Origin of the sequence: Mycobacterium sp. 2-64, from assembly GCF_035918375.1 — a bacterium.
GTDB classification, from domain to species: domain Bacteria; phylum Actinomycetota; class Actinomycetes; order Mycobacteriales; family Mycobacteriaceae; genus Mycobacterium; species Mycobacterium intracellulare.
Genome location: NZ_CP142361.1, coordinates 1,356,249 through 1,370,892 on the forward strand (window position 1 = coordinate 1,356,249; position 14,644 = coordinate 1,370,892).

Here is a 14,644-nt window from a genome sequence, read left to right on the forward strand (position 1 = left end):
GTAGTGCGCGGATTGTCGTGCGAGGGGTGCGCGGGGTGTACCGGATCCCTTTAGGGTCCGCGCACCCGGCTACCCCGGCGCGCACCCCCGGCCAGCCCGCCATTGAGGCGGGGGCTGTGAAAGATCGACGTATCGGCCCGCGGTCAGGGGATGCGACACCATTGCCGCTGAACTGACAGGTTGTGGAGGCTGTGGGACACCGCGCGCCGCCGCGCACACCGGCCGCTGCACGCGATGAGAACACAATGCGTACATGGCCGATCGAATCCCGTTGGTGCATAACGAGTTGCGCGTATTCGACGATGCTGAAAAGCGTTGCACCGCAATGCATTTCGCGTCAGTTGTAGTCGTCGAATTCGCTGCAGCACAGGGGGTTTGCGTGTGGCCCCGGTAATGCCTCGCCGAGATTCCCGCGCTCGTGCCATCGAGGCATTACGGCTGCGGGCTCGTCGGAAGACGTGGCAGGAAATCGCTGATGAACTGGGATTTCGTTCACGCGGCGGTGCGCAGATGGCGGTGAATCGACTGGTCCGCGAATGGGTCAACGACCCGGATTACGCCACCACTGAACGCGCCGTCTCTGCGGCGTCGTTGCAAGCACAGGAACCGGGACTGTTCGATCTGTATGAGTCCGCGGTCCAGCGCGGCGATGACGAGGCGGCAGCCTCTCTGTCTCGTGAGCTGCGATCGCTGGTCACTGATCGCGCCAAGCTGACCGGCATTGCCGCCCCACAGCGCACGGAGGTCAACGTCAACCTGTCCGTTGGCGAGATGATCGCCCAGACCCGACAACGCCTGCTCGCGCTCGACAACACCATTGACGCCGAGGTCATCGAATGACGACCAAGCGAGACGCGATCGACGCGGCCCTGTCGATGGCCGAGGACATCAACGCCGGGAAGATCAACCCGGCCAACCTGGACGCCGAGCTGGTCGACAGATGCCGCGAGTTGTTCGGCAGCGTCGCCGGCCCCGCGGATGCGCTGTGGTCCTTGCACGTCGATGTCGCGCGCCAGGTGCTCGGACTGGGCGGTGTGGCCGCTGACGAGTTATCCGAATGGCTGGCGGTGGCCCGTCAGCGGACCGGAGAGCCGCCACAAGCGCCTAACCACCCCGATGTACCGGCCGAGGGGCTTTCGTCCGCGAGCGGCCCGCACAGCCCCGAAATCGAGGGCTCCGAGCTTGCCAGCGAACCGGAGGAAGACACGTGAACACCGTTGGCATCCAACACAATGCAGAGTCGTGCAGGCATTCTCAAGATCGTGCTTCCCCGGCTGTCACGCGCACGGCAACCGACGAGCAGCTCGACGCTGCGATCCTCGCCGTGCTCGGTGAGGCCGCTGGCAACGTGGTGCCCTGGGCCGAACTGCGCGACCGGCTGCCCACCGCGCCCTATTGGGCGAAAGTTCGGGCGCTGGTTCGACTTCACCAGTCCGGCAAGCTGTGCGCGTTCAAGGTGCGCGGGCGCACTTACGTCGACCCAATTGTTGTGGTCGCATGACGGACACCCTGCGCGCACTCGCCGCGGCCCGTGCGCTGACCGCGCACCGAGCCCGACAGCGACCGGCGACACCGGCCGAGCTGGCGGCACGAATCCTTCCCGGTTATCGAATCACCCCGGCCGTGGCGATGATCAGCGATGCGCTGACCGGCGCGATCGCGCAGCCGGATCGACGGCTGATCATCACCGAACCACCGCGAGAAGGTAAGTCCACCCTGGTCGCTGTGATCGGCACGCTGTTCGCACTATCCGACAACCCCGATGAGCGCGTAATACTGGCAAGCTACGCCGATTCGCTGGCGTGGGAACACAGCCGCACAGCACGGGCTCTGGTCGAAGAACACCGCGATTTGTTGGGTTTCGGGCTGTCGGCCGACAAGACCAGCGCGGCCAGGTGGGCGATCGACGGCCGCACCGGCGGCCTGTTGGCAGTCGGAATCACTTCCGGAGTAACGGGATTCGGCGCCGGGCTACTTCTCGTTGATGACGCCACCAAGAACGCGGCGGAAGCCGACAGCGCGGCCAGTCGCGCGCGCGTGCTCGCCGAGTTCCGAGCCACGCTTATGACCCGCGTTCACCCCGGCGGGTCGGTATGTGTAATCGGTACCCGGTGGCACGAAGACGACCTGATCGGCTCGCTACTGCGTGAAGAACCGGAGCGGTGGACCCATATCAACATCCCGGCCGTGGCTGAGGCCGGCATTCCTGATGCGTTGGGCCGTGCGCCTGGCGTGGCGATGACCTCCGCACTGGGTCGCACCCGTGAGCAGTTCGACGACCTGCGCAGATCGGTCGGCGAACGTGCTTGGTATGCGCTATTCGAGGGCGTACCAAGCAGTCCCGAGGGCGGGCTGATCAAACGCGAATGGCTCGACGACTGGCGCTTGCCGGCCGCACCGCAGCACCCGGTCCGAACAGTCGTGGCGGTCGATCCCGCCGATTCCGGCGAACGCGACGCGGCGGGAGTCGTCGCTGCCTCGCTGACCGCTGACGGCACCGTGGCAGTGATCGCCGACGTGTCCGCGCACATGACCAGCGAGCAATGGGCCAGGGCTGCGGTCGATCTGGCGATCGAGCTGGGCGCAAGCGAGATCAGCGTGGAGGCATTCAGCGCGGGCACGACCTACGTGCGCGTGGTCAGGGAAACACTGGCGCGCTACGCGCCACACACACCGATCAGAGTGACCGGCTGGCCGCCGAAGGGCAGGCCGCGCCGCGGTGATGCGATGGCCCGCAGCGCCGCACTGCTACAAGCTCTCGAAGTCGGCACATGCAGGATCGCCGGTCACCTGCCCGAGCTTGAAACCGCGGCTGTGCAATGGCAGGCAGGCCAACATCAGCCAGACTGCTTGGCCGCCCTGGTCATTGCGCACGACGTCTTGGCGCCCGTGGCCGGCCAACGTGCCGCGTTCGCGGTTCCCAACTTCACTGGCCGTATCACCGATCGGCCCGGCCTCGACGTCCTCGCGAAGCTCGGCCCGCGCGGCCACACGGCCGAACCACAACCGGCGGTAAGCACCAAGCCAATGCCGGCATTCCTGACCCGCAACGTGCGCATTGGCCGGAGTGCTAGCTATGACCCGCTGCCGGCCCACTTGCGCGGCGCGGCACAAGGCTAGGAAACCTCAGCACGGATGTGCTCGGCGTCCTGGCCTTCCAGCACGCGCTTGATCGTGGCAGCTTCCCACTTGCCACCGCGCGCACTGGGCACACCTTCGGCGGTCAGCTCGGCCGCAATCGCACGCAGTGACGCACCACCGGCCCTGGCCTCGACGATGCGCGCGACTACCTCACGCGGCAGTGTCGACGGCCGGCCGAGCCGCACACCCTGCGCCTTGCGCACGGCGAGTGCCCCCTTGGTCCGGTCGCTGATCAGTGCACGTTCCAGCTCGGCCACGCTTCCCATGATCTGGGTCTGGAAACGACCCGCGGCAGTGCTGGTGTCGATGGTGCTATCGACCGAGACCACGCCTCCGCCCGCACGCTCGACACGGTCGATCACATCGAGCAAGGTACGCAGACCACGTGCCACGCGGTCAGTCTTGGCGACCATCAGCATCGCGGCCTTGCCATCCTCGATAGCCTCGATGGCAGCGGCAAGGCCGGGCCGCTGCTCGACACCCTTGGAGCCGCTGATGCCCTCGTCGGCGTGCCATCCCACGATGACCCACCCGCGGCGGCCGGCCTCGGCCTCGATGGCCGCGCGCTGGGCTTCGAGCCCGGCACCGGAGGCGGCCTGCTCGTCGGTGGACACCCGCACATAGGCAATGGCAGTGCCAGCGGTGGCAAACGTTTTAACAATTCGACCGTTTTGTTTACGCATACGTCTGAGATAACCGTCCGAGGTTGGCGGTGCCCAGCGGAATCGCTTGCAGCCCAACCGCTCTCGTACTCACCAAAATTTTTGGGTTTCAAATGTCGACAATGCAGACTCTGTAGGTATTTAGCAGACTCTGCGCCCGGCCGTGGCAGCCACGCTTGCACGGTCGTTTGTCAGGGTGTGGCCATGACCGACACCCGCATTCTTACCAACCCGGCAGCGCTGACACCGAGCCAGTGGTCGGCCCGGCTGGCCGCCTTTTTGGCCCGCGGTCGCGGTAACGATGACCCCAACGTGGTCGCATGCCGGGCGGCCTTGAGTTACTGGCGGTGCCGGCGGGTGATCGACGCCGAGCGCGAACAGCTCGCACCCGCACACATTCCCGCCCTGGCCGACATGCTGCGTCATGCGCACACGGCGGTGAGCGCGTGAGGGGTTACATCCGGCGGCGGCCGGAGCGACCGGAACCGCCGGAGCCGGTCTACAGCCAAGATCAACAGCGCGAGCGACGCCGTAGGTGGTTGCGAGTGGTCTACCGCGGTGATTTCGACCTGGCGTCGGAGGTTTCAGCGATCCTGAGCCCTTTGGCCGATCAGGTAGCGGTGCTGCCTCACCCTCTGGCGATGCGTCCCAAGGTCGACGGCGCGGCCAAGGCTGTACACGAGCTGCTGTCGACCGTGGTCGGAATGCTGGCCGAGTCAGCGCGTCTGGACAACGAGGCCCACGCCCGCATCGCGCGGGCGGTGCGCGATCTCGCCCAGCGTCCACACCCGCCACAAATCAGTGACGAACAGATCGTGTCGGGACGTTGGGCCGCGCTACTGGTCAAACATGTGGCCGTGCACAGCGACGACTTGGCCGCGTTCCTGGGCCGCGCGCTGCCACCGAGTCACCCACAACTCAAAAGCGCATCGGCCAGCGAGCGTTTGGAAGCCGCACTGCGCGTACTCGACACCGCCGCACTGGACTTGTCGCGGCTCATACCCAAAGTCGCTCGGCACCAAGCATTGCCGAGCATCGAGGCGATTAACGCCGCCACTAAGGCCCGCCAGGAGCGCGAGCGCACAGAACGGGCCCTAGCCAAGATGAAAACGACAGGAGCCAGCTTGCGATGACCACAATTGAAACCGGCACCTTGTCGCCCATCCAATTCGACGTACCGCTGTTGCCTGCGCCCCCGCACGGCCTGTATCAGGTCATCACCTGGGCCCAGGACGAGGCCGAGCCGCTGCGCTGGCTGCCCTCCGGAGTCGTCATCCGACCATCCAACTTCCCCGGCGACGACGGTTTCGGAATCTGGGGTGCGCCATGGTGCGCCTCGGTTGACGACCTGACCGACGACGACCTCAAGACCGGCGAGCGGCCAGACATCGACGACCTCGAACCTTTCACGGCGATGACCGTTTACGGATTCGATCACAACTACTGCGGTGACATGACTCAAGCTGAATTGCAGGACGTGCGCGACCGCGCCGCGCGCAACCTGGCGCGGCTGGAACAACGGGCGGTGGAGACGAGCTTCGCCACCCGGCTGCTCGACGACGCCGGCACCGCCATCGCAGCCACCGACATTGCTGACGCCATCGCCAAACTGGAAGCACACCTGGCCAAGACACAAACGGTGGGCGTGATCCACGCCAGCGCCCAATGGGCGACCCCGGCGCTGAGCCACGACGTGCTGACAGCGGGCGCCGATGGAACGTTCCACACTGCGCTGGGCCACCAAGTCGTTTTCGGCGGTGGGTACGTCGGCACACTGGGCACCACGCTCGTCGCGAGTTCTCCGGTATTCGGATGGTGCGGGCCGGTGTCGCAGTACGAGGACATCAAGCACTCCACCAATCAGTTCGTCGCTCTAGCCGAACGCAGCGTGCTCATCGGCTACGAATCCGCCATTGCGGCAGTCGAAATCAGCTAGGTGCATAGCAAGCACTGTCATCTACGGCGAGCTGCGCCGCGGGACGCCCGTAGCCAGCGTGGCGCAGCTCCCCGCAGATGACAGCGCAAGTCGTGGAGGCGGCGGTGGAACTGGCTGCGGGCCGCACCGCCACCTCCACGACCTGACGACCCGAGAGGACCCGCAATGAGAAGAACCCGGTCGGCCGACAACATCACCGCGGCAGAACTGGCAGCGGCATTCCACGAGGCCGGCCACGCGGTGGCCGCCGTGCTTCTCGGCGGCCGGGTGCACAAGGCAGTGCTAGGCGAACGCCCGCGCACCGAATACGACGACTTGCCAGACAGCGTGAGCGCCCGCACCACATATGCCGGTCCCTGGGCCGAGGCGCGTTGGCTTCGAGGCCGCAGCCCTGGGCCCGGTGACATGCAGCGAGTGCTGCCGACCACCTCGCTCGATTGGCAAGCTCTCGTCGCCGCTGGCGGCCCGGCCGCGGGGCTCGCGGTCATCCCGCTGCTTGAGCGATGCTGGCCGGCGGTGGAACGGGTGGCCGCGGAGCTGCTCGTCAAGGGCCAGGTAGGCCACGACGAAATCTGTACCGCACTGGGGGTGACCGACGACGGCGGGCCGGGCAGCTTGGAGCTGGCCAACATCCGCGCCGGGCTGCGCGCTGTGTCGTAACGCGCACCGCTCACGAGAGACGGGTTCGATCACCTTGCGCGACAACGTAATTGGCTGGCGAGTCTGGTATACCCTGCCAGCCGAGGGCCGACTAGCACTGTACTCACCGGTGTGTGGACAAACACCGGTGAGCGCGATCGGCACGGGCCGGCGGACGACGAACTACACCCGTGAGCGAACCCTGCGCGCCGCGTGCTGGTTTAACGACCACGATGCGCCCGCACCCAACTGCTCGTGCGGCCTGTATGCCGTGGCCAACGTCGTCGACGCCCTCTACCGGCTGTGCGCCATGACGTCGAACATTCGCCGTCTTGTTAGGGGCGGCTGTTGGCCCTATCGGCCCAGCATGGGCATGGTGCCAGTGTTGGCCCACGTCACGCTCCACCAGGTGATGGACCACGACGACATCGCGACGGCGCCGATCCTGTGGCATGACGAAGCGGATTCGCTTGCCACCAACTTCCCGGTGCTGCGGGCTGGCTCAGCCGAAATCCAGCGCATGTTCGTCACCGCGGAGCCCAGGGGCACAGCGACCAGCGCCGAGGCCAAACGTGGCGCGCTGGAGGATGCTGTCGTACTTGCCGAGCGTCTGACAGAGCAATTCGGCGTGCCTGCGGTCGCCGGCTTCCCCGAGTACACCGCACAGGATTGGGACGCGCGACCAGAGTGGATGCGCGCGGAACCCTGGCGCAGCGAATACCGGGTGGGTGGTGTGCTGTGGCGGTTCGCTCGAGCATCGGCCGTCAGAAGCACAAACAGCCGACATCAGCACCGACTGCAAGCGGTTGCAGCCGGATAGTGTTCGCGCGTGGCTATCGACGTCAGCAGTAGCGAGCACTCTAGGCTGTGGGTTCTATCACCAGCGCACTATTTCCAGGGAAATCATGTACATACGCCGCGTCGCAATGTCGTCGATCAAGGGTTTCGACGAGGTGGATCTGAGTTTCGCGGGTCACGGTGAGCCGCTCGCAGGTTGGGCGGTGATCACCGGGGACAACGGCAGTGGTAAGACAGCCTTCCTAAAAGCGATCTCTCTCGCGTTGCTGGGACCCGAACAAGTCAACTCGCTGGTGCCCGACTTGCGGGGATGGATTGCAGAAGGCGCGGATCGCGGCACGATTTCGGTCGAAGTCAAGCCGGACCACGAAGTCGACAAGATGAAGCGAGGAGGATTCCCCGCGGGGACTGTCTGGGCTGAAGTGGAAATAAGACGCGATGGGCGACAAACAGATATCGCATCCGCGGACATCTTCAAAAACAAGAAAAAAGGTGCCCTAAACGGTCCTTGGCAGCCGTTAACTCCGGGATGGTTTTCCGTCGGCTATGGTCCGTTTAGGCGGCTGTACGGTAGCTCGCCCGATGCTCAGCGCTTAATGATGCTTCCAGGTCGTGTCCCGCGTTACGCAACGCTCTTTAAAGAAGACGCGACCCTAGCCGAGGGTGAAGAGTGGGTAAAGCAGTTGAACTATCGACGTCTAGAGAAAAACAAAGACGATGCTACCATTTTGGAAGCATTCAAAAAGCTCGTCGGCGACAATTTTCTCCATCAGGGCGTTGGCATTGACGAAGTCAATTCAGATGGAATTTGGTTGAGAGATCCGGCGAAACATCGCATGCCGCTCGCCGATATGAGTGAGGGCTATCGTTCCGCCCTCGCAATGTTCATCGATATCTTTCGACACATGTCCTCGGTTTATGGAGCGGAAGGGTTGGTCGCAGAAACCCAAAATGGTCGGTTCATCCTTGATCGCCCCGGCGTAGTGATGATAGATGAGGTAGATGCGCATCTACATCCCGCGTGGCAAAGAGAGATTGGCTTTTGGCTTAAACAGCATCTCCCGAACGTGCAGTTCATTGTAACCACACACAGTCCACTTGTTTGTCAGGCCGCAGATTACGGACGTATCTATCATATGCCGTCGGCAGGAAGTGGCTCGCCGTTCAAGGTCTCGCAAGACGAGTATCGCAAAATTATTGCGGGCAAGCCTGACGAAATATTGCTCTCCGATGCATTTGGCATGCTGCACACTCGGTCACCGCGGGCCGTAGAAGCGCTAACGAAACGCGCTCGTTTGAAGGCAAAAGCTCGCTCGGTCGGCCTAAGCAAAGAAGAGCAGACCGAATTCGACCAGCTCTCATTGTTTGCCGTTGACGCCAGTTAACTAGTAATGCGTAAGCTGATTCGCCTAGAGTTGCCGTTGAACGGCAGAAGGGCTCTTTATAGCCGCTCCAAAATATGCGTTTCGGCAGATGATGCACGAATCATGTGGAACGCATTCCGCGCTTCGTCGGATTGTTCGCCCGTCGTCAAGGCACTGGAAGACATGGCTGGACCTCGTCAGCGGTGCGCGTATTGCAGTGATTCGCATGCATCCGACATAGACCACTTCAAGCCAATCGCAGTCGATCACGGTTCCACTTTCAAATGGCCAAATTTATTGTGGGTTTGCACTCGATGCAACCGGAAGAAAGGGAAGAGGTTCCCTGCTACGGCGAGCGGCGATCCGTTATTGATCGATCCATCGATAACGGATCCTTGGCGACATATGACACTTGACACCGCTTCCGGATTTATCGCACCACGATATATTGTGGACAAGTACGACATTTTTGGGGAAGCGACGCTTGAGGTACTGCCGACTATCAATAACGAAGCGGTTGCCGAAGGCCGAGCGCGGACATGTAAAAGACTGCGTTCTGCCGTTAATTCGGTCAACGAGGAGCCAACTCCTGAAGCGATATCTGAGCTATTATCCGAGGTCTCACAGGACGACGTTGGCGTCTCCCGCTGGTATGGTTATTGGGAGGGCGCTGCCGAAGCAGAATTACTACTCCTAAAGCAGACCAGGCGAAATATTTGGAAGCGGTTTCTTCGTGCATGCGCCTAGACTCGATCGAGCTAGCTCTGCTCGGGCTCCTGGTACTGCTCTGCATAGGCCAAAACCCTCGGATCGAGCGGTGAGAACGACGGGGTTCGCAGCCGTCGAGTGAAGCCCGGCCCCGTCTGTAGCGCGTACATCCCTCTCCGTCCGTTGAATCGCCCGATCAGTTCGCGGACCGTCTCGACATCCTCGGCCACTTCCGCAGCAGGGAACATAATCGCGTCGATCTTGTCTTGGAGCGGCCCAAAAGCCGGTATCAGCACTTTGATCATGTCCAGCACACTTGGGTCATCCGTCATCGCCTCCAGCTCGGTCCGCTTGTATGCCTTGCCCATGACACCCGACGACTTCGACATCCAATACCGGCTCATGCCGAGAATGACTTCCGCCTCCGCATTCAGGCGAGCCGTGAATGCGATCGTGAAGGCGTTCATGTTGATGTGGAGCATCACGTGGCGAAGCTCGATAAGCCACCTGTAACCAAAACAACCGGAATAGATGTCGTTGAACAGTTTTCGCACGGCTTTATGCTCATCCGACTCATCGCCGAACTTGTGCTTGACTAGGTAGTACGTCTGATCCTGATGAATGTGCAACGCGCTTGTGAAGGCGATCAGTGCTGATCGGATACGGCGGATGCGCTCATGGGACTCGTCCATGTTCGACAGCGAGAACACCTGATTCTGAATGTCGCGCAGTACTTCGCACACGACGTCGATGAATGCGTCGCTCGAATCGGAGACGTAACTAAACAGATCCTGGTCGATCAACTGCCTTAAGCGGTCGTGCGCTTGTGCATATCGGTTCTGCTCGTCCTCGGTGAACTCGCTGACCTGCGTGAAAATTATGTCTGCCTCCACTTCAGGGTCCTGGTAGCCGAGAATCGCGCCGTATGGATGCTCCCTCGCATAAGCGTCGTCCGCCTCGTCCTCGGCGACGCGGTTAGCCAACGCATCTTGGGCGTGCTTCAATGTCGCGCCGACCGCTTTAACTCTGTCCTGGATCTCGTCAGCTGGAGGCGGACCGTAGTCGACCCACCCTTGCGCGTCGTGCCGCACGCCCTCTAGCGCGGCCCGCAACGTCGCGTCCGCCGCACCACGGGTGATTCGTTCATCCAGCGCCGCCGACGATGCGACCTGCGTGATTGCGCGCACCGCCCCCAAGAGTGCAAGCATCGCGGCGCTGTCTGGCGCCGGGGGGTCTTCCATGACGCAGCGCTTCCACTCGTCGCCCGCCGCGCAACAGAAGTCTGTCGCCGTCTCGCCGGGTAGTGCGGAGAGTCCGCCGATGAAGTCGTCGAGCCAGCCGGTCCACCGGATCAGAACATCGTCTTGTGCACGTGCTGAGCCGGCGGTGTTCGTGTCGTCAGTCATTTCGCCGTTCGTCGCTCGCGTGTGTCTGTCAGTCGTCGTTGCCGGGTGCCGACAAGAGTGTAGGACTGGATCAGTCGGCCTGCGAACACCCGTTCGGTGTGTCCTAACCGTGTCCTAAAACTCTCGATTACGGGCAAATTCGCGCTGGACACATCAGCACAGAGCAGCCCCTCCGACCTGGACTAATCGGTACGGCGTGGACGCCAGGCCAGTAGCGAGCACACCTCGTTTCACACTGGCAGTGTGGGGGTCAGGGGTTCGAGTCCCCTTAGCTCCACCGAAATAACTGGGCGCATCGCGCCAATCGACGTCGCGGATTTAGCAGAATGCGGCGGTCATGAAACTCCCGCCGGCCACGAGCGCGATGACGAGCGCGGCGGTCTCGTGTCCCGTCGACGCCGCGGCGACGACGCCGGCGACCGCGCTGATGAATATCGTGACGGCCAGAAACGCCATGAACAGCCGGTGCGAATTGACCGCTGCGCCGGAACGAGGCGTGACCATGGCCTTGTTCGTACGATTCACGCCCACCATGAAATCTCCTTGGTTGTGACGCCCGCAACATATAACGCGCAGATGTGGCCTGCATCACACATCACTAGGCGCGCCGTGGTATCAGTCCGGTATCATTCGGCTATGGGAATGACTCTTCGGCCCAGTGAACAGCAGGCGGAAGCGCTGCGCAGGCAGGCCAGTGCGGAAGGCCGATCGATGCAGGCCGTCGCGCTGTCGGCCATCGACGAGTACATCGCCCGGCGGGCGCACAAGGCCAAGGTCGCCGATGCGCTGCAGCGCGTGCTTCGCGAGGAGGCAGGTGTTCTGGAGCGCCTCAAGGACGCATGACGGACTATCTGGACCTCGAGGATCTTCTGGAAATTGCCCGAAAAGCCGTCGGAGTGGACGTCATTGTCCGGGATTACGGCTTGCTTGAATCCGCTCTGGCGCGTCCTCGAGCCTCCATCTTCGGCCAGGACGCCTACCCGGATCCCCACGTCAAGGCCGCCGCACTGCTGCATTCGCTGACACGGAATCACGCGCTGGTGGACGGGAACAAGCGACTCGGGTGGGCGGCCTGCCGGACGTTCCTGGCAATCAACGCCCAGTGGATCAGTGCGCCCGAGGACGATCGCTTCGATTTGGTGATCCGGGTGGCCACCGGTGCGATGGCCGGTCTCGACGACATTGCGGCACAACTGCGCGGCTGGAGCCACCCGTGACCGCTGCGAACCACGCCGGCTTCGGGCAACGCCGTTATGCGGCGCGATCCGCCAATTAGGTTTTCGTCCTGGGTCGCATTAATCTAGCCCGCGGTTCGATTGCGACTCAGGAAAGCAGCCATGCCTGTTCAGCCCACGTTGCTGCGCCGACAAGCGTCGCGCGGCGTTCGTCGACAGCGGGTCGTCCCCCGCGTGAAGTGTCCGATGGTCGGTCAGTGCTTCGACATCGAAGTCACCCGCGACGCCGACGGATGGGCGATCACCGTCCCCGAGATCGGCAGGTCCACCCGCACGACAAGTCGGGCCGCTGTGGAACTGGCCGCGCGCGAATGCATCGCAACCTGGACCGGCATCCCGATCGGTTATGTCGCCGTCTACGTCGTGAGCGAAATCGCCTAACGGTCGAGGGCGCGTTGTTGTCGGGCGGCCTGCAGGATCGAGCCGGCGGTGACGAACGCGGGTTTGTCGCGATCCTTGGCCTCGACGGGCAGTCCGGCCGCGCGGCGCAGCACCATCAGTGCAAGCCCGCTGTATGTCGCATAAGGAACGATCAAAAGGTTCACCCGCTCCTCGCCGCCGATGAACGTCATCACGTGCTGGCGCTTGTGTTCCCATCCGTGCCAGTTGAAATCGGGCGGTCGTTGTAGTGCCGGCCAGTTGACGTTGACAGAGCAGATGTCGCCGAGCAGGGGTGTCAGCGCCGCGACAAGGCCGGGTAATTCGTTGGTGATGCGGTCCGCGCGTGGCCACCACGCTCCGTCGATGTCGCCGCCTAACTGGCGGGCTACCGAGACCCGGACGGGGACGGCCGTGCGTCGGCTCGCCGTGCGATACACAGATTGTTCCTAAGTTCGGCATCGCTCGTCCGCGGTCGCGTGGCGAGTGGAGGAATCGCATTGCCTTTGGGTGTTCACTGCGCCCATTGCGGTGGAACACCGCGGACAACGAAACGGCTCACCTACGACGCTACCCCACCACCGAGATTTGCTCGCTATAGGAGCGCGCTCATGTGACCAGGGGCAGCGCGTAACCGCGACGCAGCTTGCCGGACGGCGTCTTGGGAATCGCCCCCGGGGCCAGCACCACCACACTGCGTGGCCGCGCCGCGACTTCGGTGACGACTTCATGAGCGACCTCATGCTTGATGCGCCGCACCTGCGCGGGATCGTCGACGTCGTTCGACTCCACCGCAACGGCAAACGATTCCCGCGAACGGCCGGCATCGAGCCGCACGGCGGCCACACACCCTGCGCGCACCCCGACGACGCGCCCGGCAGCACGTTCGACATCAGCGGGGTAGATGTTGCGTCCGGCCATGATGATGACGTCTTTGGCCCGACCGCACACGACCACGTGGCCCTGCTCGGTGAGATAACCCAGATCGCCGGTGTTCAACCACCCCTGGTCGTCTTGAGCGGCCATGAAACCGGCCGTCGTGAGATACCCGGACGTGACCGGATCTCCCCGCAACTCGATGACTCCCACACCGCGGGGCGCCTGAACGGCGCCGTCCTCATCGACGACGCGTGCCTGTATACCCTTCAGCAGCGGCCCCAGCGATGCGAGTCGACGAGTGCGGCCGGCGGCGGTGGGCACTGCGCGGCGCAGCACCGCCAGCATATCGCCGTCCACCTCATCAACGACGAGTCCACGGCCACACTCCGAAAATGACACCGCCACAGTCGTTTCGGCCATTCCATAAGCGGGCAAGATCGCTTCTGGACGCAGTCCGAACGGCACGCCGGCCAAACACAGTTCCTCCACGTCGGCCGGTTCGACCTGCTCGGAACCTGATAATGCCCACCGCAACGACGACAGATCAAAATCACCGGGCTTTGCGTGCCGCCGTAACCGCTTGGCGAGCATCGCGTAGGCGAAATTCGGTGCCGCGGTCATGGTCGCTCGGTACTTGTCGATCAACTTGGGCCACAACAAGATATCGGACAAGAAGTCGAGTGGCGTGATCTTGACCAACTCGGCACCGAATAGCATTGGCACCGTTAAGAATCCGGTCATTCCCATGTCGTGGAATAGCGGTAACCAGCTCACGATCACGTCGGTGTCCAAGTCGTACTGGGCACCGACGAACATCGCCTCGGCGTTGGCGAACACGTTCGCATGGGTGATCATCACTGCTTTAGGGCAATCCGTCGAGCCAGACGTCAACTGCAGAAGCGCCAGATCGTTCTCATCGCTGTCGACGACGGTGGTCGGTGCGGCGCTCAATAGCTCGGCCATCGTCACCACCGCGACATCGTGCTCGGCTAACACGTCCACCGCGGCCATGAACGGCTCCGACACGATCACGACGGTTGCCTCGATCATCGTGATGACCGCCAAGGTGTCGCGCACCCACGCCTGCAGATCGGTGCGTGGCGTCGGTTGATGCAGCATCGTCAAACACGCGCCGCGCAGCCAGACCCCCTGCGCGATCGGCGCGACTTCCGCCGGAGCGCCGGCCAGCACACCGACCCGATCGCCCGCGCCGACCCGGAGGGCGGCCAGTCCGCCGGCTACCCGTCGGGCGCTCTGATGTACTTCGGCCCAGCTAGACCGAACCGGCGAACCAGGTTCGCCGGTCACCAGGCCATGGGTACTCGACTCCGCAGCGCAGAGCATCGCGTCAACGAATCTGCTCACCGCCACCTCCCCTGTGTCAGGCCAGCTACAGGCCTGTTTTGGTCATCTCGGGACGTATGAGGTGCCGAGGACATGCTACTGACCTCAGGCGCGTCTCCCCGGAGGGCGCGCCGCTTGTCCGGGTCAGGCTGAC

General features: G+C 63.2%; 19 protein-coding genes. 14 read left to right on the forward strand and 5 right to left on the reverse strand.

The annotated features are described in order from the left end of the window. The first annotated feature begins 510 nt into the window (after positions 1-510). The 4 genes from QGN31_RS06515 to QGN31_RS06530 are packed head-to-tail and all read left to right on the forward strand — an operon-like array spanning position 511 to position 3,120. Positions 511-840: a hypothetical protein gene (locus tag QGN31_RS06515; protein ID WP_326544683.1), complete on the forward strand. Its 330-nt coding sequence runs from the start codon at positions 511-513 to the stop codon at positions 838-840. Then, entirely contained in the window at positions 837-1,211 is a 375-nt protein-coding gene (locus QGN31_RS06520; protein WP_326544684.1) for a flagellar hook-length control protein, read from the forward strand. Before QGN31_RS06515 ends, QGN31_RS06520 begins: the two co-directional genes overlap by 4 nt. Next, positions 1,208-1,501, forward strand: coding sequence for a hypothetical protein (locus QGN31_RS06525; protein WP_326544685.1), 294 nt, complete (start codon positions 1,208-1,210; stop codon positions 1,499-1,501). Before QGN31_RS06520 ends, QGN31_RS06525 begins: the two co-directional genes overlap by 4 nt. Continuing rightward, a complete protein-coding gene (locus QGN31_RS06530) occupies positions 1,498-3,120 on the forward strand; it encodes a terminase large subunit domain-containing protein (protein WP_442792210.1) in 1,623 nt (540 codons plus the stop codon). The genes QGN31_RS06525 and QGN31_RS06530 overlap by 4 nt, the downstream gene beginning before the upstream one ends. Here QGN31_RS06530 and QGN31_RS06535 read toward each other — a convergent pair. Beyond that, complete coding sequence (locus QGN31_RS06535) at positions 3,117-3,824, reverse strand: recombinase family protein (protein ID WP_326544686.1); 708 nt, start codon at positions 3,822-3,824, stop codon at positions 3,117-3,119. The genes QGN31_RS06530 and QGN31_RS06535 overlap by 4 nt on opposite strands. 183 nt (positions 3,825-4,007) lie before the next feature. Here QGN31_RS06535 and QGN31_RS06540 point away from each other — a divergent pair, with 183 nt between their 5' ends. The 7 genes from QGN31_RS06540 (at position 4,008) to QGN31_RS26335 (ending at position 9,287) form a co-directional block, all read left to right on the forward strand. Continuing rightward, positions 4,008-4,253, forward strand: coding sequence for a hypothetical protein (locus QGN31_RS06540; RefSeq protein WP_326544687.1), 246 nt, complete (start codon positions 4,008-4,010; stop codon positions 4,251-4,253). Positions 4,254-4,348: 95 nt separating this feature from the next. Beyond that, complete coding sequence (locus QGN31_RS06545; protein WP_326544688.1) at positions 4,349-4,936, forward strand: hypothetical protein; 588 nt, start codon at positions 4,349-4,351, stop codon at positions 4,934-4,936. Beyond that, positions 4,933-5,739, forward strand: a complete 807-nt coding sequence (locus tag QGN31_RS06550; protein WP_326544689.1) for a hypothetical protein — start codon at positions 4,933-4,935, stop codon at positions 5,737-5,739. The genes QGN31_RS06545 and QGN31_RS06550 overlap by 4 nt, the downstream gene beginning before the upstream one ends. Before the next feature lie 165 nt (positions 5,740-5,904). Next, a complete protein-coding gene (locus tag QGN31_RS06555) occupies positions 5,905-6,399 on the forward strand; it encodes a hypothetical protein (RefSeq protein ID WP_326544690.1) in 495 nt (164 codons plus the stop codon). A 127-nt stretch (positions 6,400-6,526) separates the two neighbouring features. Next, a complete protein-coding gene (locus tag QGN31_RS06560) occupies positions 6,527-7,198 on the forward strand; it encodes a hypothetical protein (RefSeq protein WP_326544691.1) in 672 nt (223 codons plus the stop codon). A 106-nt stretch (positions 7,199-7,304) separates the two neighbouring features. Beyond that, positions 7,305-8,561, forward strand: coding sequence for an AAA family ATPase (locus QGN31_RS06565; protein WP_326544692.1), 1,257 nt, complete (start codon positions 7,305-7,307; stop codon positions 8,559-8,561). 162 nt (positions 8,562-8,723) lie between these two features. Further along, complete coding sequence (locus QGN31_RS26335) at positions 8,724-9,287, forward strand: HNH endonuclease (RefSeq protein ID WP_442792211.1); 564 nt, start codon at positions 8,724-8,726, stop codon at positions 9,285-9,287. An 11-nt stretch (positions 9,288-9,298) separates the two neighbouring features. Here the strand turns inward: QGN31_RS26335 and QGN31_RS06570 are convergent, their stop codons facing one another. Next, entirely contained in the window at positions 9,299-10,654 is a 1,356-nt protein-coding gene (locus QGN31_RS06570; RefSeq protein WP_326544693.1) for a hypothetical protein, read from the reverse strand. A 318-nt stretch (positions 10,655-10,972) separates the two neighbouring features. Continuing rightward, positions 10,973-11,188 carry a hypothetical protein gene (locus tag QGN31_RS06575; protein ID WP_009954684.1) on the reverse strand — a complete coding sequence of 72 codons (216 nt, stop codon included), beginning with the start codon at positions 11,186-11,188 and terminating at the stop codon, positions 10,973-10,975. Between the two features lie 102 nt (positions 11,189-11,290). Here QGN31_RS06575 and QGN31_RS06580 point away from each other — a divergent pair, with 102 nt between their 5' ends. The 3 genes from QGN31_RS06580 to QGN31_RS06590 all read left to right on the forward strand — a co-directional run bounded on the left by QGN31_RS06580 (position 11,291) and on the right by QGN31_RS06590 (position 12,270). Continuing rightward, positions 11,291-11,497 carry a hypothetical protein gene (locus QGN31_RS06580; protein WP_026071253.1) on the forward strand — a complete coding sequence of 69 codons (207 nt, stop codon included), beginning with the start codon at positions 11,291-11,293 and terminating at the stop codon, positions 11,495-11,497. Further along, the gene (locus tag QGN31_RS06585; RefSeq protein WP_009954685.1) at positions 11,494-11,871 is read left to right on the forward strand and encodes a type II toxin-antitoxin system death-on-curing family toxin; all 378 of its coding nucleotides are present in this window, start codon (positions 11,494-11,496) and stop codon (positions 11,869-11,871) included. Before QGN31_RS06580 ends, QGN31_RS06585 begins: the two co-directional genes overlap by 4 nt. Positions 11,872-12,075: 204 nt before the next feature. Then, the gene (locus QGN31_RS06590; RefSeq protein WP_014380809.1) at positions 12,076-12,270 is read left to right on the forward strand and encodes a hypothetical protein; all 195 of its coding nucleotides are present in this window, start codon (positions 12,076-12,078) and stop codon (positions 12,268-12,270) included. On the opposite strand, the gene QGN31_RS06595 is transcribed toward QGN31_RS06590, so the two are convergent. Together QGN31_RS06595 and QGN31_RS06600 are read right to left on the reverse strand one after the other, a co-directional pair. After that, positions 12,267-12,707, reverse strand: a complete 441-nt coding sequence (locus QGN31_RS06595) for a DUF5994 family protein (RefSeq protein ID WP_009954687.1) — start codon at positions 12,705-12,707, stop codon at positions 12,267-12,269. The two genes, QGN31_RS06590 and QGN31_RS06595, sit on opposite strands and share 4 nt — an antisense overlap. Positions 12,708-12,876: 169 nt before the next feature. After that, positions 12,877-14,511, reverse strand: coding sequence for a fatty acyl-AMP ligase (locus tag QGN31_RS06600; RefSeq protein ID WP_041785756.1), 1,635 nt, complete (start codon positions 14,509-14,511; stop codon positions 12,877-12,879). Positions 14,512-14,644 lie beyond the last annotated feature (133 nt).